A 19284-nucleotide genomic window follows, 5' to 3' on the forward strand; every position below is an offset into this window, starting at 1 on the left:
GGGATCTGTTCCCCGCGACCGCGGGGATGAACCGTCGCACCGACTACGCTCGTGGATCGCAGCGGCCTGTTCCCCGCGACCGCGGGGATGAACCGGAACCCGAGGTGCCGCCCACGCTCAGCCTGGGCTGTTCCCCGCGACCGCGGGGATGAACCGGATGGGCAGGCGCAGGCGGTGGGCGTGCCTGACTGTTCCCCGCGACCGCGGGGATGAACCGATGGCGATCGCCAACCTCGACGCGAAGACCAACTGTTCCCCGCGACCGCGGGGATGAACCGACCTTGTGCGGCTGGAGAAGCTTGCAGTCGGTCTGTTCCCCGCGACCGCGGGGATGAACCGGTCAACGTGCAACGCGATCCGCTGGACGTGGCCTGTTCCCCGCGACCGCGGGGATGAACCGTTGGCCGTGGACGAGAAGATGGCCATGGATCACTGTTCCCCGCGACCGCGGGGATGAACCGCTCACGCAGAAACAGCAGCAATTTGCGCTGGACTGTTCCCCGCGACCGCGGGGATGAACCGGTGGGGTGCACGGCGATCCAACGACTGCTGACCTGTTCCCCGCGACCGCGGGGATGAACCGCTCACGCAGAAACAGCAGCAATTTGCGCTGGACTGTTCCCCGCGACCGCGGGGATGAACCGGTGGGGTGCACGGCGATCCAACGACTGCTGACCTGTTCCCCGCGACCGCGGGGATGAACCGGAGAAGTACAAGGGCAAGGAAGTGGTTGGGCTCTGTTCCCCGCGACCGCGGGGATGAACCGCTGCCAGCGGACGCCAGCGACGGGCGGAAGATCTGTTCCCCGCGACCGCGGGGATGAACCGCGTGAGGAATCCAGCGCCGGGATGATGGAGCTCTGTTCCCCGCGACCGCGGGGATGAACCGGTGACGAAATGGTCCTCGCCGTTGATGCGCGCCTGTTCCCCGCGACCGCGGGGGTGAACCGTGTTCGCCCGCGTGGCCCTGCGCCTGCTGGCCCTGTTCCCCGCGACCGCGGGGATGAACCGCGCAGGCCGGCCGGGTCCTTCGGGCCGTTCACCTGTTCCCCGCGACCGCAGGGATGAACCGCGTTGCACGCGGCTGGCACCCGGCCCCGCCAACTGTTCCCCGCGACTGCGGGGATGAACCGTCGTACGGCAGTTCCCCGCTGTCCAGTGTGTTCTGTTCCCCGCGACCGCGGGGATAACCGTGAAACTTTCAGGCCGATCTTCGCCCAAGTCACTGTTCCCCGCGACCGCGGGGATGAACCGTCATCCAGTCCGACAAACTCCGGGCCATCGGGCTGTTCCCCGCGACCGCGGGGATGAACCGCAGGCCAGGGCGGCGAAGTAGAGCCCGCCCCTCTGTTCCCCGCGACCGCGGGGATGAACCGACGGGCCACGATATCGCGGCCCGTCCTTTGGTCTGTTCCCCGCGACTGCGGGGATGAACCGCTTCCTTCGTTGTTCATCTCCACGCGTATAGCCTGTTCCCCGCGACCGCGGGGATGAACCGGCCTGCGCGTAGCTGATGAACAGCACGCCATGCTGTTCCCCGCGACCGCGGGGATGAACCGCTGCTGCCGGGGCTGTCGCGATCTCTGCTGGACTGTTCCCCGCGACCGCGGGGATGAACCGATCGCGCCGGTGAAGCCGGCGAAACAGTTTCGCTGTTCCCCGCGACCGCAGGGATGAACCGACCGGATCGCTCATCGCCAACGCCTTCCTTACCTGTTCCCCGCGACCGCGGGGATGAACCGTTCAGCAACTACACCGAGCAGAACATTCTGCACTGTTCCCCGCGACTGCGGAGATGAACCGCAAAACGAAGCAGAAATGAACTCGTGACGCCACCTATTCCCCGCGACTGCGGGGATGAACCGGGATGCTTGGTACGAGTGGGGATACACCTACTCTGTTCCCCTCGACTGCGGGGATGAACCGGACGACGTGCTGATGGAGCGCGCCGTGGAGGCCTGTTCCCCTCGACCGTGGGGATGACCCGGGGTAGTAGTCCGTAACGTATGGCCGCACGATCTGTTCCCCGCGACTGCGGGGATGAACCAGGAGATTTTCTAATATGGCCGCACGCGACGTACTGTTCCCCGCGACCGCGGGGATGAACCGCTCTTTGCGAACGGCACGACACTGCGAGTACTCTGTTCCCCGCGACCGCAGGTATGAACCGCCGCCCAAGGGCGCGAACTTGAGGCGTTCATCTGTTCCCCGCGACTGTGAGGATGAACCGGAGTGTCTCATGGGCCCTAGCACCTTGATGTTCTGTTCCCCGCAAGTGCGGGGATGAACCGATCAGCAGGCAGGCTGTGGTGTATCAGGAGGACTGTTCCCCGCGAGCGCGGAGATGAACTGCAGTCGTTCGTCGCCGACATGGACACTTGCGTCTGCTTCTTGTCAGCGCTCGGGACATGGTGGGCTTTCGGTTTTAGAAGGAGCTCCGGAAATCAAAGTCATGACGCCTACTAGTGCCCAAGTTCGTGACCTCGGTGTGGTGGCAACTTGGATTCCCGCCTGCGCGGGAATGACGGGGCGTCGGCGGAACTCATTTCCCGCATGGCGACACCGTATTTCTATATAGATAACTATGGTCTCGGCGGAGTATGACTCGTTTTTCAATCTGATCTCGCTGTCGTATTGGCGGAGTTGTCCACCAGCCGGGTTACAATCCTGCCTTTATTAGATTTACGCGATATCGGCGGCCCCACCACGCGGGGCGGCCCCGGCCGGCCACGGCCGGGCGCGAGCAACTACGGATTCCTACAATATGACCAAGCAGCGCCCCGTCCTGAAACTGAAAACCGCCTCGGCGCCCGCCAGCGCGGCCCCAGCCAAGGGCGCGACGTCCCGGCCCGCGCCGGGCAAGGGCGGAGCTTACAAAGCCGGCCCCACACCGCCGTACAAGAGCGGACCGGCCGCGCGCCAGGACGGTCCCGGCAAGCCGCCGGCTGGCAAGGATGGCGCCGCGCGTCCACCGCGCAAGGACGGCGAGTTCAAGCCAGCGCCCTACAACAAGGACGGCGCCGCGCGTCCGCCGCGCCGGAACGAAGAGTCCCAGTCATCGCCATACAAGGACGCGGCGTCCAGGACGCCGAACAGGGACGCCGCCCCGAGGTCCGCCCCCGAGCGCGAGGCCACGCCCGGGGTCTCCCCCTACGGCGCCGGCCCCTCCAAGCACCCCGGCCGCGGCGGCCCGGCCAGGCGCGACGGCCAAGGCAAACCCTCGTTCCAGGACGACCACGCCCGCGCCCAGGACCGCTCCGGCGCCTCGCGCGCGCTGCCGTACAAGCCATCCCCCGTGCGCGCCGAGCCGGCCGAGCCCGGCCTGCGCGCCAGCCACCACCGCGACTTCAAGCCCGTGCTGCAGACCCAGTTCAAGACCGACCTGCGCCCCGATTCGCTGTCCTTCGCGCTGATGGGCGCGGCCACCGCCGTGGCCCAGGTGCGCACCGGCATGGCGCTGCCGCAGGCGCTGGCCGGCGTGTTCGCCAGCTCGGACGCCACGCCGCAATCGCGCGGCGCGATCCAGGACATCGCCTACCGCGCCATGCGCAAGCTGGGCCACAGCGACGCGCTGATCGCCATGATGGCGCCCAAGGCGCCGGATCCGCTGGTGGCCGGCCTGCTGGCCTGCGCGTTGCCGCTGATGCAGAAGGACGAGGACGGCACGTCGGCCTACGAGCAGTTCACCGTGGTCGACCAGACCGTGACGGCCGCCGCCGCCCATCCGGACACGGCGCGCGCGAAAGCCATGATCAACGCCGTGCTGCGCCGTTTCCAGCGCGAGCGCAAGGAGTTGCTGGAGGCGGCGCAGCTGCAGCCGGTGGCGAAATGGAACTATCCCCAATGGTGGATCGACGCCGTGCGCGCCGCCTATCCGGACCAGTGGCAGGCCGTGCTGGCCACCGGCAACCAGCCGCCGCCGCTGACGCTGCGCGTCAACGCCCGCAAGGGCACGGTGGAGGATTACCTGCAAACGCTGGAGCAGGCCGGCATCGCCGCCACCCGCATCGGCCCGCAGGCGGTGCGCCTGGCCAAGCCGGTCGGCGTGCACCTGATCCCGGGCTTCGACGAGGGCCTGGTGTCGGTGCAGGACGCGGCGGCCCAGCTGGCGGCGCAATTGCTCGACGTTAAGGATGGCCAGCGCGTGCTGGACGCCTGCGCGGCGCCCGGCGGCAAGACTTGCCACATCCTGGAACTGGCCGACGCGCAGGTCACCGCGCTGGACGCGGACGCCAAGCGCCTGCTGCGCGTGGGCGAGAACCTGGAGCGGCTGGGTCTCCAGGCCGCGCTGCAGCCGGCCGAGGCGCAAAACCGCGACTGGTGGGACGGCCAGGCCTACGACCGCATCCTGGCCGACGTGCCGTGCACGGCGTCCGGCATCGTGCGCCGCCACCCGGATATCCGCTGGCTGCGCCGCAAGGGCGATACGCTCCAACTTGCAACACTTTCGGCCAAAATTCTAGACAATCTTTGGCAGATGCTGGCACCGAATGGTAAATTGCTGTTCGTGACATGTTCGTTGTGGCCGCAAGAGTCCGAGGCGCAGGCGGCCGCTTTCGCGGCGCGCAATGGCGCGGTCCGCCTCGACGCGCCCGGTCAATTGCTGCCCACCGGCGGTTCCGAGCAGGATCACGATGGATTGTTCTACGCTTTGTTCCAGAAACATGCGTGAACGTTTTATCTGGCAAATTTCGACGGATCTACTGAGTACCGGCCCACTTGTGACGCGACGTTTTTTTCGACTCCTGGCTTGCCAGTTGCTGCTGCTGCTCGCGTGCGCGCTGCCGGCGGCGCACGCCGACGACACGGTGGAGATCACGCGCAACTACATCGAGGCGGCCGAGGAGGGCTACCGCCTGTCCGCCGCCTATTCCTTTGAACTGAACCACGGCCTGGAGGACGCGCTGCAGCACGGCCTGTCCCTGTACTTCACCACCGAGGTGGAGCTGACCCGGCCGCGCTGGTACTGGGTCGACGAGAAGGCCGTCTCCGTCAAGCGCACCGCCAAGATCTCCTACAACGTGCTGACGCGCCAGTACCATGTCGGCATCGTCGGCAGCGTGCAGCAGAGTTTCGCGGCGCTGGAGGACGCGCTGTTCCTGATACGCCGGCCCAGCCGCTGGGTGGTGGCGCCGCGCGGCGCCCTGAAGATCGGCGAGGTCTACAACGTGTCGCTGCGCATGCGGCTGGACCGCGACTTCCTGCCCAAGCCGATACAGGTGAACGCCTTCAACAACAGCGAGTGGCGCCTGGAAACCAAGAAAACCTTCCAGTACAGGGCGGAATAAGTGACACCGGCGTTGCGGTATCTGTTCGTCGTGGCCGGCGCCACCGTCAGCATCCTGCTGTTCCTGCTGGCCTCCGCCTCCGACAACTCCGGCTTCTTCGACCGCTATTACTCCTGGCTGCTGGGCTTGAACGCGGCGGTGGCGGTGGCGCTGCTGCTGCTGGTGGGCGTGTCGCTGTTCCGCCTGTATTCGCGCTACAAGGCCGGCAAGTTCGGCTCGCGGCTGATGACGCGGCTGGTGCTGCTGTTCGCCGGCATCGGCGTGCTGCCGGGCCTGGTGATCTTCCTCGTGTCGGTGCAGTTCGTCTCCCACTCGATCGAATCGTGGTTCAACGTGCGCATCGAGGAGGCGCTGGACGCCGGCCTGAACCTGGGCCGCGACGCGCTGGACAAGGCCGTCATCGAACTCAACGCGCAAACCAAGAAGACCGCCGGCCTGCTGGCCGAGGAGCAGTTCTACGCCGCGCCGGCCATCCTGGCGCGCTTCGTCAAGAACCATCCGGGCACGCAGAGCGCCATCATCGTCGACGCCGAGGGCGGGCTGATCGTCTCGGCCACGGGCCCGCAGCGCATCAACCTGTCGGCCGATTTGCCGAACTCGTCGATGCTGGCCACCGCCAAGAGCGAGGATGCCTACGCCATGGCCGAGGACGGCAGCGAGCTGCGCGACGACCGCGTGGGCGCGCCGCCGCCGCCCCAGCCGGACGCCGCCAACCAGCTGCGGGTGCGGGTGCTGATGGCGATCCCGGACCTGGTGCAGGCCAACGGCACCCACCTGGCGCCGCGCTACCTGCAGATCATCCAGGCGGTGCCGGTGCAGCTGGCCGCCAACGGCAAGATCCTGCGCACCGCCTACAGCGAATACAAGGAACGCTTCGTGGCGCGGGTCGGGCTGCGCAAGATGTATGTGGAGACGCTGACGCTGACGCTGCTGCTGGCCGTGTTCGGCGCGATCGCCGCCGCCTTCCTGATCGCCAACGACCTGGCCCAGCCGCTGCTGCTGCTGGCCGAGGGCACGCGCGCGGTGGCCGGCGGCGACCTGTCGCCGCGGCCCATCGTCGCCAGTTCGGACGAACTGGGCACGTTGACGCAGTCCTTCAACACCATGACGCGCCAGCTGTCGGACGCGCGCAGCGCCGTGGAGCGCAACCGCGCCGCGCTGCAGAACGCCAAGGCCCACCTGGAATCGGTGCTGGCCAACATGTCGGCCGGCGTGATGGTGCTGGACGGCGAGTTCCGCCTGGTCAGCTGCAACGATTCGGTCGAGCGCATCCTGCAGCACGCGGGCGTCACCCTGATCGGCCAGCAGCTGACCCAGATCGACGGCCTGCAGGAGTTCGCCGCCGCCATCGTCGCCGCCTTTTCCGCCCAGAGCGCGCACTCGGCGGCCGGGCGCCACCTGCAGCGCCTGCACTGGCAGCGTCAGATCGAGATCCCGCGCCCGCCCAACAGCCAGGACGACCACGACCTGACGCTGCTGACGCGCGGCTCGCGCCTGCCGGTCGAGAGCGGCAGCGGCTACATCGTCGTGTTCGACGACATCACCGACGTGATCGCCGCGCAGCGCTCCTTCGCCTGGGGCGAGGTGGCGCGCCGCCTGGCCCATGAAATCAAGAATCCGCTGACGCCCATCCAGTTGTCGGCCGAACGGCTGCAGATGAAGCTTGAAAACAAGCTCGAGATGCAAGCCGACGTGGACCTGCTCAACAAGGCCACCACCACCATCGTCAACCAGGTGGCCGCGATGAAGCGCATGGTCGACGACTTCCGCGACTACGCGAAGACGCCGCCCGCCGTGCTGGAGCCGCTGGACCTGAACGCGCTGGTGGAGGAGATCCTGAACCTCTACCTGAGCGGCGAGGGCAGCGACGTCATCCGCCTGGCGCTGGCGCCCAACCTGCCGCAGGTGATGGGCGATCCCACCCAGCTGCGCCAGGTCATCCATAATCTCTTGCAGAACGCCCAGGACGCGATGGCGGATCTGCCGGCCGGCACGGTCGAACCCCGCATCGACGTGGTCACCGAGGCCATCCATTACCAGAGCGCCGACGGCGGCACCCGGGTCGCGGTGCGCCTGGCGATCTCCGACAACGGCCCCGGTTTCGCGCCCAAAATCCTGGCGCGCGCCTTCGAGCCCTACGTGACTTCCAAGGCCAAGGGCACCGGTTTGGGCCTGGCGATGGTGAAAAAGATTATCGATGAACATGGGGGCCGGATCGATATCCAGAACCATGTCGATAGAAGTGGCGCTTCGGTACTGATTTTGCTGTTAAAGTTGGCACCGGTGCAGTTGGCATAATGTTGAAAGACTAATAAAATCATTGCTAGCCGTGCGGGCAGTCGTTGCCCCATGTCCAGCGAAGTGAACAAAGGCAGGGATAGATGGCAAACATTCTGGTAGTCGATGATGAAATGGGTATCCGCGAGTTGCTCTCCGAGATTTTGAGCGACGAAGGACATGCGATACAACTTGCCGAGAACGCGCAGCAGGCGCGCGAGGCGCGCGCGCAGGGCGCGCCCGACCTGGTCCTGCTCGATATCTGGATGCCGGACACGGACGGCGTCACGCTGCTGAAGGAATGGCAGCGCGACGGCTTGTTGACGATGCCGGTGATCATGATGTCCGGCCACGCCACCATCGACACGGCGGTCGAGGCCACGCGGATAGGCGCGTTGAATTTCCTGGAAAAACCGATCGCCATGCAAAAGCTGCTGAAGGCGGTGCAGGCCGGCCTGACGCGCGCGCAGGAGACGGTGCGCGCGCCGGCGCTGGCGCCGCGTCCGGCAGTGGCGCCGCCGCCCGAGGACGGCGCGCTGGCCGCCGGCGTGCCGTTCAGCGCGGCCGTGCCGCAGGCGCACGCGTCCGTGCGCGGCGCCGGCGCGACCGCCGGCGAGGGCCATATGTTCAACCTGTCGTTCGACCTGCCGCTGCGCGAGGCGCGCGACGCGTTCGAGCGCATGTACTTCGAGCACCACCTGGGCCGCGAGGGCGGCAGCATGACGCGCGTGGCCGAGAAGACCGGCCTGGAACGCACCCACCTGTACCGCAAGCTCAAGCAGCTGGGCGTCGAGCCCGGCAAACTGGCCAAGAAGAACCAATGACGGACGGGGCCGCCGCCGGCGGCACCCGCACCACGCTGGTCACCGGCCCCTCCGCGGCCGCGCGCGAAGCCGCCATCGCCGCCGCCCTGGCGGCGGACGGCGGCGCCGGACCGGCCGCCGTCGTCCTGGAAGGCCTGGCCGACGCCACCTCCCCCCTCGCCGCCAACGACCTGCCCGCCGTGCAGGTGTTGCGCATCGCCCCGGGTTGTCTTTGCTGCGCCGGCAACCTCGTTTTGCGGGTAACATTGAATCGTCTGCTGCGCCATCCGCCGGCGCGGCTGTACATCAGCCTGGCCAACGCGGAACACGCCGACCAGCTACGCGAAATGCTGTCGGATCCTCCTTATGTTAGTTTGCTAACCCTCGGACCATATTTGCATGCCGGCCTCACTTGAATTCCCTTTCCAGGGCCTCACCTCGAAGGTGTAAGGCGGAACCCTATGCTTCCGCCACTAAGCGCGAAGGAAGCGATATGAACCTGATCTATAACAGCGAGCAGTACAGTGTTGTTGAGTTTGGCGCCGACCGAGACCTGGAAGCCTTGCGGTTTGGGGGCTATGAAATCGTGGACAAGGGGGGCAAGCGGGAGATCTTCATCGCCGGCGTGCTGGCGCAATCGTTCCGTCGCGACGTCAACAAGCTCATCGCCGGAGAGCCGACGATGGAGGAGGTCGACGAATTCCTCGGCAGCTACGAGCCGCTGATGAGCCAGCCGGTGTTGCTGCACTAGCGGCCCGCCGGGGGCGCATGGTAAGGTGGGGGCTAGTAGACCAGCCCCCATCGACTATCTCCTATGTGCCAACTCCTGGGAATGAACTGCAATGTGCCGACCGACATTGTGTTTAGCTTCACCGGCTTCGCCATGCGTGGCGGCCAGACCGACACCCACCACGACGGTTGGGGCATCGCCTTTTTCGAGGGCGCCGGCGTGCGCCATTTCGTCGACCACGAGGCGGCCGTCAGTTCGCCGATCGCCGAGCTGATCAAGCGCTACCCGATCAAATCCAAGAACGTCATCGCCCATATCCGCAAGGCCACGCAGGGCGTGGTCGCGCTGGAGAACTGCCATCCCTTCGTGCGCGAGCTGTGGGGCCGCTACTGGGTGTTCGCGCACAACGGCGACCTGAAGGAATTCCACCCGGAACTCGACGGCGCCTACCGCCCGGTCGGCAGCACCGACAGCGAGCGCGCCTTCTGCTACATCCTGCAATCGCTGTGCCGCCGCTTCGGCGACCGCCGGCCCGAACGCGCCGCGCTGCGCGCGGCGCTGGGCGAACTGACGCGCGAAATCGCCGCGCACGGCACCTTCAACATGATGCTGTCCAGTGGCGGCGAGCTGTACGCGCATTGCTCCACCAGCCTGCACTACCTGGTGCGCCAGTACCCGTTCGAGACGGCCAGGCTGTCGGACGAGGACGTCAGCGTGGACTTTTCCCAGGTCACCACGCCGGACGACAGGGTGGCCATCATCGTGACCCAGCCGCTGACCACCAACGAGGCGTGGACCGCGTTCGCGCCCGGCGAGCTGAAGTTATTTCTGGACGGTATGCCCCAGCCTGAAGGCTACGCCTAAAATGTCCGAGACAATGCCGGGAATTGATGCCAAAATATCAGTTAATTCCCTGAATTGATGAGTTATAGTTGCCGTCTGGCATTACCCCACCTGAGACACTTCCATGATCGACCTTTCGACTAACGATACCGCTTCCAAGAACTTGCGCGTGCGCGAGTTTTACCTGGGACGGCAGCCGATACTGGATCGTAACCAGGCGCTGTTCGGCTACGAGTTGTTATTCCGCAACGCCCCCGTCGGCCCCGCCAACATCGACAGCGACCTCGGCGCGACCGCGTCGGTGATCGCGCACGCGGCCCAGCTGGGCATGGAGAAGGTGATCGGCGACGCGCTCGGCTTCGTCAACGTCGACGCCGATGTCATCATGAGCGACATCTTCGGTTTCCTGCCGCGCGAAAAAGTGGTGCTGGAAATCGTCGAGACCATGGAGGCCACGCCCGAGGTGCTGCGCCGCATGGCCGAGCTGGTGGGCCACGGCTTCAGCTTCGCGCTGGACGACGTGCTGGCCGAGACCGGCCAGGTGCAGACGCTGCTGCCGATGATCGAATACGTCAAGATGGACATGCGCAACACGCCGCTGCCCGTCTTGATGAAGCTGGCGCCGCGCTTCAAGCAGGACGGCAAGAAGCTGGTGGCGGAAAAGGTCGAGACGCGCGAGGAATTCAAGAATTGCCTGGACCTGGGCTTCGACTACTTCCAGGGCTATTACTTCGCCAAGCCGGTCATCATGAGCGGCAAGAAGCTGTCGCCGTCGCAGCTGGCCGTGATGGAGCTGATGACGCTGGTGACGTCGGACGCGGAGAACGCCGAGATCGAGCGCGCCATCAAGCGCGACGTGTCGCTGGCGCTGAACCTGCTGCGCCTGGTGAACACGCCGGCGGTGGGCGCGCGCCAGCGCATCGATTCGCTGAGCCAGGCCGTCACCATCCTGGGCCGCCGCCAGCTGCAGCGCTGGCTGCAGATCATGCTGTACGCCGAGCCGAGCAAGCGCGGCCACAGCATGACGCCGCTGCTGATGCTGGCCACCACCCGCGGCCGCCTGCTGGAACTGCTGGCGCACAAGCTGCGCCCCAGTCAGCGCAATGTGGCCGACACCGCCTTCACGGTCGGCATCATGTCGCTGATGGACACGCTGTTCGGCATCCCGATGTCCGAGATCCTGACCCAGATCCCCGTCAACGACGAGGTGCAGGACGCGCTGATGTACCGCGGCGGCTTCTTCGGCGACCTGCTGAAGCTGGCCGAATGCATCGAGCAGATCGAGGACATGGAGGGCCACATCGTGCCGACCCTGCGCGACCTGGCCATGTCGACCGACGAGCTGGTGGAACTGGAAATGGCCGCCTTCGAGTGGAGCGACAACGTGGTGCGCTACGCGCTGTAGGCGTCCCGGCGGCGAAAAAATGGCGAGCCGTGGCTCGCCATTTTGCTTTCTTGCCTGTCTACTTGTAGATGCCCGAGGCGACCAGCACGTCCTCGTATTTTTCCAGGTAGGTGGACTTGCTTTCCACGGTTTTCTGGATGGGATTCGGCCACTTGTAATCGACCCAGCCCTTGCCCTTGCCCTTGGCCAGTTCGATGAAAGACTTGACCATGGTCTTGCCCTCGGCGTCCTTCAGGTCCAGCACGTTCTTGCCGACGATTTTCTGGTTGGCCCCGTTGGCCCACTCCAGGCCCGTCATGTCGATGACGAAGATATAGAGGTCGCGGTCCTTGAACTGGCCGTTGGGGTTGTTGAACTCGGCGTACGCCTTTTCCTTGCCGTTGGCCTTCAGGTAGGCCACCGCCTTCTGCACCAGGGCGACGGCCTCCTCGGGCGTCCCGCGCTCGGCCGCCATCGCCCCGGGGGCGAAGCTCAGGCACATCAGAAACACGACTGCGGCGTTCAGCAAGGCTTTCATGAGTCCCCCTCCAAAGTGATGATATGAAATCCCACTCTAGGCAGTGACTGGCGGCCTGTAAAGAACGCCGGTCCCAAGTGTTGCCTTTACGCCAGTGCACCAAAAAAAAAGGGGTCAGGTTCGATATTCATAAATCGAACCTGACCCCTTTTTGCTTTTAGAGGTTGGGCGCCAGCCAGCGTTCCATGTCGGCCTTGTCCACCTTGCGGCGGGCCACCATGTCTTCCAGCTGGTCGTCGCCGATCTTGCCGACCACGAAGTACTTCGATTCCGGATGGGCGAAGTAGAAGCCGGACACGGCCGCGCCGGGGTACATGGCGAAGGACTCGGTCAACTCCATGCCGATCTCCTCGGCCTGCAGGTGCTTGAACATGTCGGCCTTCACGGTGTGCTCGGGGCAGGCCGGGTAGCCCGGCGCCGGGCGGATGCCCTTGTATTCCTCGGCGATCATCTGCTCGTTGCTCAGGTTTTCGCCGGCCTCGTAGCCCCACAGGTCCTTGCGCACGCGCTCGTGCATGTATTCGGCGAAGGCCTCGGCCAGGCGGTCGGCCAGCGCCTTCAGCATGATGGACGAGTAGTCGTCGTGCGCGTCCTCGAAGCGCTGCTCGTATTTCTCGATGCCCAGGCCCGAGGTCACGGCGAACATGCCGATGTAGTCCTTGATGCCGGACTCTTTCGGCGCGATGAAGTCGGCCAGGCACTGGTTGGGGCGCTGCACGCCGTCGATGACGGGCTTCACGCCCTGCTGGCGCAGGCCGTAGTAGGTGAAGGCCACGGTGTCGCGGTCGTCGTCGGTGTAGATCTCGATGTCGTCGTGGTTCACCGTGTTGGCTGGCAGCAGCGCGACCACGCCGTTGGCGGTCAGCCAGCGGCCGTCGATCAGCTTCTTCAGCAGCGCCTGGCCCTCCTCGAACACCTTGCTGGCGGCCTCGCCCACCACCTCATCCTTCAGGATGGCGGGGAAGGGGCCGGCCAGGTCCCAGGTCTGGAAGAACGGGCCCCAGTCGATGTAGTTGGCCAGCGTGGCCAGGTCCACGTTCTTGAACACGCGGCGGCCGACGAACTTCGGCTTCACCGGGGCGAACGCCAGCTTCATCTTGTTGGCGCGCGCGGCGGCCAGCGAGACGATGGGCAGCGCCTTCTTGTTGGCGTGCTGCTCGCGGATGCGGGCGTAGTCGTGCTCGATGTCCTCGATGTATTGCTCGCGGCTTTCCGGCGTCAGCAGCGACTGCGCCACCGACACCGAGCGCGACGCGTCCGGCACGTAGACCACGGGACCGTCGTAGTTGTGGGCGATCTTCACGGCCGTGTGGGCGCGGCTGGTGGTGGCGCCGCCGATCAGCAGCGGGATCTTCAGCATGCGGAAGTGCTCGTCGCGCTGCATTTCCTTGGCCACGTGGGCCATTTCCTCCAGCGACGGCGTGATCAGGCCGGACAGGCCGATGATGTCGGCGTTCTCGACCTTGGCGCGCGCCAGGATCTCGGAGGCCGGCACCATCACGCCCATGTTGACCACTTCGAAGTTGTTGCACTGCAGGACCACGGACACGATGTTCTTGCCGATGTCGTGCACGTCGCCCTTGACGGTGGCGATCACGATCTTGCCCTTGGGCTTGGCGACGATGCCGGTGCGCGCCTCTTCCGCCTTCTTTTCCTCCTCGATGTAGGGGATCAGGTGGGCCACGGCCTGCTTCATCACGCGCGCCGATTTCACCACCTGCGGCAGGAACATCTTGCCCTGGCCGAACAGGTCGCCGACGATGTTCATGCCGTCCATCAGCGGGCCCTCGATCACGTTGATCGGGCGGCCGCCGCTGTTGAGCACTTGCTGGCGCATTTCCTCGGTGTCGTCGGTGATCCACTGCGTGATGCCGTGCACCAGCGCGTGCGCCAGGCGCTTCTCGACCGGCGCGTTGCGCCATTCCAGGTTCTGTTCCTGCTGCTTGCCGCCGGCCTTCAGGGTGCCGGCGAACTCGATCATGCGCTCGGTGGCGTCGTCGCGGCGGTTCAGCACCACGTCCTCGACGCGCTCGCGCAGCTCGGCAGGCAGGTCGTCGTAGACGCCCACCATGCCGGCGTTGACGATGCCCATGGTCATGCCGGCCTTGATGGCGTGGTACAGGAACACGGTGTGGATCGCCTCGCGCGCCGGGTCGTTGCCGCGGAAGGAGAAGGACACGTTGGACACGCCGCCCGAGATCTTGGCGTGCGGCAGATTGTCCTTGATCCAGCGGGTGGCGTTGATGAAGTCCACCGCGTAGTTGTTGTGCTCCTCGATGCCGGTCGCCACGGCGAAGATGTTGGGGTCGAAGATGATGTCCTCGGCCGGGAAGCCGACCTGTTCGGTCAGCACCTTGTAGGCGCGCGCGCAGATCTCGATCTTGCGCTCGAAGGTGTCGGCCTGGCCCTTCTCGTCGAAGGCCATGACGATCACGGCGGCGCCGTAGCGGCGGCACAGCTTGGCCTGGCGGATGAACTCCTCCTCGCCTTCCTTCATCGAGATCGAGTTGACGATGGATTTGCCCTGCACGCACTTCAGGCCGGCCTCGATCACGCTCCATTTCGAGGAGTCGATCATGATGGGCACGCGCGAGATGTCCGGTTCGGAGGCGATCAGGTTCAGGAAGCGCGTCATGGCCGCTTGCGAGTCCAGCATCGCCTCGTCCATGTTGATGTCGATGACCTGGGCGCCGTTCTCCACCTGCTGGCGCGCCACCGACAGCGCCTCGTCGAACTGCTCGTTCAGGATCATGCGGGCGAAGGCCTTGGAGCCGGTCACGTTGGTGCGCTCGCCGACGTTGACGAACAGCGAGTCGTCGTCGATGGTGAACGGTTCCAGGCCGGACAGGCGCTGGGCGATCTTCACTTCCGGCACGGCGCGCGGCTTGGTGTCGGCCAGCAGCGCGGCGATGGCGGCGATGTGGTCCGGCGTGGTGCCGCAGCAGCCGCCGGCGACGTTGATGAAGCCGGCGTCGGCGAACTCGCGCAGCAGGGCCGAGGTGTCGGCCGGCAGCTCGTCGAAGCCGGTGTCGCTCATCGGGTTGGGCAGGCCGGCGTTCGGGTAGATGCAGACGTGGGTGTCGGCGATCTGCGACAGTTCCTCGGCGTAGGGACGCATCAGCGCCGCGCCCAGCGCGCAGTTCAGGCCGATGGTCAGCGGACGCGCGTGGCGCACCGAGTTCCAGAAGGCCGGCACGGTCTGGCCGGACAGGATGCGGCCGGAGGCGTCGGTGACGGTGCCGGAGATCATCAGCGGCAGGCGCTCGATCCCGGGATGCTCGTCGAAGTACTGGTCGATGGCGAACAGGGCGGCCTTGCAGTTCAAGGTGTCGAAGATGGTTTCCACCAGCAGCACGTCGGAGCCGCCGTCCACCAGGCCGCGCACCTGGTCGTAATAGGACGCCACCAGCTGGTCGAAGGTGATGTTGCGGGCGGCGGGGTCGTTCACGTCCGGCGAGATCGAGGCGGTCTTCGGCGTCGGGCCGAGCGCGCCGCAGACGAAGCGCGGCTTGTCCGGCGTGCTGTATTTCGCCGTCGCCGCCTTCGCCAGCCTGGCCGCCTCCACGTTCATCTCGTAGGCCAGGTGGGCCATGTGGTAGTCGTCCTGGGCGATGGTGGTGGCGCCGAAGGTGTTGGTTTCGATCAGGTCCGCGCCGGCCGCCAGGTAGCGTTCGTGGATCTCCTGGATCACCTGCGGCTGCGTCAGGGTCAACAGCTCGTTGTTGCCCTTGACGAACAGCTCGCGCGCGCCGCTATCGGCGGGGGCGGCGAAGTCCACGAAGCGGCCGGTCGGGCCGCCGCGGTAAGCCAGCTCATCGAGCTTGTATTGCTGGATGATGGTGCCCATCGCGCCGTCCAGGAACATGATGCGGCGGGACAGGATCTCGCGCAGTTGCGTTTCGGTCTTGGAACGGGCTGGCAGGCTGGCTTTGTTGTTCATTTCATACTTTCTGGAGCGTGGCGGGGGGAACTTTACCGGGTCTAAAATTATACGGCATTGCCACGCCGCTGGCTTGGCGCCGGCGGGGGGCCGATCATCCAGCATACCGTTCGTGGTTCCGGTAACATTGCGGGCATGAAAATAACCGTTATCATCTCCGCGCACAAAAAGCGCCGTGAAATGGAATTCGTGCTGGCCGGCTACGCGGCGCAGACACGCCCGGCGGACGAGATCATCGTCTCGCAGGACGGGGAATTCCCTGAAATCGCCGAGGCGGTGGCGAATTCGCGCCACCTCGGCCTGCCGCTGATCCACCTGACCCAGGAACACCGCGGTTTCGGCAAGTGCCGTGCGCTGAACAAGGCCATCCTGCAGGCGACCGGCGACCTGTTGCTGTTCACCGACGGCGATTGCGTGCCGCGCGACGACTTCGTCGAAACCTATCTGCGCCTGAGCCGTCCCGGGACCTTCCTGGCCGGCGGCAGCCACATCAGCGTGCCCGAGCAGTACCACCAGGCCCACGACCTGCGCCAGCACATCCTGGACCAGAAACTGTTCGACTACGCCTTCCTGAGCGCCATCCCCGGCTTCGACAAGAGCCGCAACCGGCTGCTGCGCAATCCCCGCTTGCAGCGCTTCTACGACTTCCTGTCGCCGCGCAACGCCTTCAGCGGCGCCAACAGCTGCGCCTGGCGCATCGACGTGCTGAAAGTGGGCGGCTTCGACGAGAGCATGGCCTACGGCGGCGAGGACTTGAACATGGGCCTGCGGCTCAACAACATCGGCGTGCGCGGCGTGCGCGCGCGGCACTCCATCGTCAGCCTGCACCTGGATCACGGACGCGGCTATTACGACGCCGCGCTGCACCAGGCCAACCAGGCGTGGAACCGGGAAGTGCGCGCCAAGGGCATCGTGTATCCGCGCGCCTCGCCCATCCGGCCCCATGAGCTGATGGGGCAGGCCGCCGACCGGCACCGCTGAGCATTGGATTTGTGCGTCGAACGCGCAAATCATGTGCTTCCAGCTGGCTGGCGTGCTTCGGGCGCGCGTCCTACGATGGTGACACTCAACCACCGATAGGAGTCACACCATGCCCATCCTGAACCTCACCCTGTCCACCGCGCCGGACCTTGAAACCTCGCGCCAAGCCGCCGCCATCCTGCTGCGCCTGACCCACGGCATCCTGCACAAGGCGCAGCCGCTGACCTCGATCGCCATCTCGCACGTGCCGCCGGAGCACTGGTACATCGGTGAGCGGACGCTGGCGGACCACGGGCGGGCCAGCTTCTTCCTCGACATCAAGATCACCGACGAAACCAACACCGCCGCCGAGAAGGCCGCCTACATCGCGGCCGTGTTCGAGGAGATGGCGGCGTTGCTGGGACCGCTGCACGAGGTCAGCTACGTCCACATCGACGACGCCCGTCCCGCCGCCTGGGGCTACGGCGGACTAACCCAGCAGTACCGCGCCGTCAAGAAGATGGAACAGGCCGCGTAGGGTGGGGGCGCGCCGGCTCGCCACGCGTGCATGCCAGCGCCGCGTGCTTCAATCCCAGCGGCGCTGACGATAATACTCGGCGGCGAAATCGACGAAGGCGCGCACCTTGGGCGACAGGTGGCGGTTTTGCGGATACAGCACGAACAGCTCGCGCGGCTTCAACGTGTAGCCCGGCAGCAGCCGGACCAGCGCGCCGCTTTTCACATCCCCGTGCACGATGAAGTCGGCCGTGGCGGCGACGCCCAGCCCCGCCAGCGCCGCCGTGCGCAGGGCGATGCTGGTGTTGGCTTGCAGCTTGCCCTTGACCTCGACGGTCTCGGCCGCGCCGCTTTCACCGGTGAAAGTCCACTCGCGCGGACGCGGCTGCTGCGTGTACACCAGGCAGTTGTGCCGCGCCAGGTCGGCCGGCGTTCGCGGCGCGCCGTGCCGCCGCACATAGTCCGGACTGGCGACCGCCAGCACGGCGCTGTCGGCCAGCTTGCGCGCGATCAGCGTGGAGTCGGGCAGTTCGCGCGTCAGGCGCAGCGCGACGTCGAAGCCGTCCTCGATCAGGTCCACCATGCGGTCGTTGCACACCAGGTCCACTTGCAGTTCGGGGTGGAGCGCGATGAAGTCCGGCAGCCAGGTGGCCAGTTCCGTGGTGCCGAAGGCCATCGGCGCGTTGACGCGCAGCGTGCCGGACGGCCGCGCCTGGTGCTGGCCGACGGCGAGGTCGGCATCGTCCAGGGCGTCGAGGATCTGGCGGCTGGCCTCGTAGTATTGCCTGCCCGCCTCGGTGAGGGCGATGCGGCGCGTGCTGCGGTTCAGCAGTTGCGCGCCCAGCCGCGCTTCCAGTTGCTTGATCTGGCGCGACACCTGGGAATGGGTGGTGCCGGCCGCTTCGGCGGCGGCCGTGAAGCTGCCCAGCTCGACCACGCGGCGCAGCGCGCGCAGCGCCGCGAGCTGGTCCAGGCGGGCGGTGTCGCTCAAGGGCGAGGCTGGCGATCGGCCAAGGACTCAGGCAAAGCGCAGGCCGTCGAGCGGGAAGCCTTTGATGAACTCGCTGGCCGCCAGGCGCTTGCCGCCCGGCTTTTGCAGTTCGGTCAGGCGCAGCGAGCCGCCGCCGCCGCAGGCGACCACGATGCCGTGCTGCGCGTCGGCCGCCAGCACCTGGCCGGCCGGCGCGCTGCTGTCGGCGTCCAGCACCTCGGCGCCCCACAGCTTGATGGTGACGCCGTTGACGTCCGCGTGGGCGCCGGGGAAGGGGTTGAAGGCGCGGATCTTGCGGCCGATGTCGCGCGCGGACTGGTTGAAGTCCAGCGCGGCCTCTTCCTTGCTGATCTTGGCCGCGTAGGTGACGCCGTTTTCCGGCTGCGGCACGGCCTCGTAGATGCCCTGCTCGATCTTGCGCATCACCTTGACCACCATCTTCGCGCCCAGCGCGGCCAGCTTGTCGTGCACGGCGCCGGTGGTGTCGTGCGGGCCGATCGGCAGGCGCTCGATCAGCAGCATGGGGCCGGTGTCCAGGCCTTCCTCCATCCGCATGATGGTCACGCCGGTCTCCGCGTCGCCCGCCTCGATCGCGCGGTGGATCGGCGCGGCGCCGCGCCAGCGCGGCAGCAGGGAGCCGTGGATGTTGATGCAGGGCTTGATGTCGAGCGTGCTGCGCGGCAGGATCAGGCCGTAGGCGGCCACCACCATCGCGTCGTAGTCGGTCGATGTCAACAACTCATGGGCTTGCTTCGCCTCGGCGGCGCGCAGCGGGTCCTTGCTGTCCATGCGCAGCGACAGCGGCTGGGCGACGGGAATGCCGTTGGCCGTCGCGTACTGCTTGACGGCCGAGGGCTGTAAATGCATGCCGCGCCCGGCAGGGCGGTCGGGCTGGGTCAGGACCAGGGGGATGTCGAAACCCGACTCGTGCAGGGTCTGGAGCGCTACTGCCGCGAATTCGGGCGTGCCGGCGAAGATGATCTTCATTGTTGTTCCTCTTGGGTTGCATGCGCGC

The 19284-nt window shown here is 66.3% G+C and carries 14 protein-coding genes and 1 CRISPR repeat array; of the genes, 10 read left to right on the top strand and 4 right to left on the bottom strand.

Annotated features, from left to right (window positions below; all coding sequences use genetic code 11):
• Positions 1-5 precede the first annotated feature (5 nt).
• A CRISPR array of direct repeats spans positions 6-1986; the repeat unit is 29 nt; unit sequence CTGTTCCCCGCGACCGCGGGGATGAACCG.
• A 1425-nt stretch (positions 1987-3411) separates the two neighbouring features.
• The 8 genes from rsmB (at position 3412) to BM436_RS00300 (ending at position 11345) form a co-directional block, all read left to right on the top strand.
• Positions 3412-4671, top strand: coding sequence for a 16S rRNA (cytosine(967)-C(5))-methyltransferase RsmB (rsmB, locus tag BM436_RS00265; RefSeq protein ID WP_229488787.1), 1260 nt, complete (start codon positions 3412-3414; stop codon positions 4669-4671).
• Positions 4664-5287: a DUF4390 domain-containing protein gene (locus BM436_RS00270; protein ID WP_093552239.1), complete on the top strand. Its 624-nt coding sequence runs from the start codon at positions 4664-4666 to the stop codon at positions 5285-5287. The genes rsmB and BM436_RS00270 overlap by 8 nt, the downstream gene beginning before the upstream one ends.
• A complete protein-coding gene (locus tag BM436_RS00275) occupies positions 5288-7585 on the top strand; it encodes a sensor histidine kinase (RefSeq protein WP_093552242.1) in 2298 nt (765 codons plus the stop codon).
• Between the two features lie 83 nt (positions 7586-7668).
• Positions 7669-8388: a response regulator gene (locus BM436_RS00280; RefSeq protein WP_093552244.1), complete on the top strand. Its 720-nt coding sequence runs from the start codon at positions 7669-7671 to the stop codon at positions 8386-8388.
• Positions 8385-8783 (top strand): hypothetical protein, encoded by a 399-nt coding sequence (locus BM436_RS00285; protein WP_093552248.1) that lies wholly within the window; start codon positions 8385-8387, stop codon positions 8781-8783. Before BM436_RS00280 ends, BM436_RS00285 begins: the two co-directional genes overlap by 4 nt.
• 77 nt (positions 8784-8860) lie before the next feature.
• Positions 8861-9118: a BTH_I0359 family protein gene (locus tag BM436_RS00290; protein ID WP_093552251.1), complete on the top strand. Its 258-nt coding sequence runs from the start codon at positions 8861-8863 to the stop codon at positions 9116-9118.
• Positions 9119-9181: 63 nt separating this feature from the next.
• Positions 9182-9961: a class II glutamine amidotransferase gene (locus tag BM436_RS00295; protein ID WP_093552253.1), complete on the top strand. Its 780-nt coding sequence runs from the start codon at positions 9182-9184 to the stop codon at positions 9959-9961.
• A 103-nt stretch (positions 9962-10064) separates the two neighbouring features.
• Entirely contained in the window at positions 10065-11345 is a 1281-nt protein-coding gene (locus BM436_RS00300) for an EAL and HDOD domain-containing protein (protein ID WP_093552255.1), read from the top strand.
• A 58-nt stretch (positions 11346-11403) separates the two neighbouring features.
• Here the strand turns inward: BM436_RS00300 and BM436_RS00305 are convergent, their stop codons facing one another.
• A complete protein-coding gene (locus BM436_RS00305) occupies positions 11404-11862 on the bottom strand; it encodes a cache domain-containing protein (protein WP_093552259.1) in 459 nt (152 codons plus the stop codon).
• A gap of 157 nt (positions 11863-12019) precedes the next feature.
• On the bottom strand, positions 12020-15802 hold the full coding sequence (gene metH, locus BM436_RS00310; protein WP_093552262.1) for a methionine synthase: 3783 nt from the start codon (positions 15800-15802) through the stop codon (positions 12020-12022).
• A 135-nt stretch (positions 15803-15937) separates the two neighbouring features.
• Between metH and BM436_RS00315 the strand changes: the two genes are divergently transcribed.
• Positions 15938-16783 carry a glycosyltransferase gene (locus BM436_RS00315; RefSeq protein WP_093552265.1) on the top strand — a complete coding sequence of 282 codons (846 nt, stop codon included), beginning with the start codon at positions 15938-15940 and terminating at the stop codon, positions 16781-16783.
• Positions 16784-16892: 109 nt separating this feature from the next.
• Entirely contained in the window at positions 16893-17300 is a 408-nt protein-coding gene (locus BM436_RS00320; RefSeq protein WP_093552268.1) for a tautomerase family protein, read from the top strand.
• 48 nt (positions 17301-17348) lie between these two features.
• On the opposite strand, the gene BM436_RS00325 is transcribed toward BM436_RS00320, so the two are convergent.
• A complete protein-coding gene (locus BM436_RS00325; RefSeq protein WP_229488676.1) occupies positions 17349-18269 on the bottom strand; it encodes a LysR family transcriptional regulator in 921 nt (306 codons plus the stop codon).
• Between the two features lie 27 nt (positions 18270-18296).
• Positions 18297-19256, bottom strand: a complete 960-nt coding sequence (gene fmt / locus BM436_RS00330; protein ID WP_093552271.1) for a methionyl-tRNA formyltransferase — start codon at positions 19254-19256, stop codon at positions 18297-18299.
• Positions 19257-19284 lie beyond the last annotated feature (28 nt).

The organism is Pseudoduganella namucuonensis (genome assembly GCF_900116645.1).
Classification (GTDB): Bacteria; Pseudomonadota; Gammaproteobacteria; order Burkholderiales; family Burkholderiaceae_D; genus Rugamonas; species Rugamonas namucuonensis.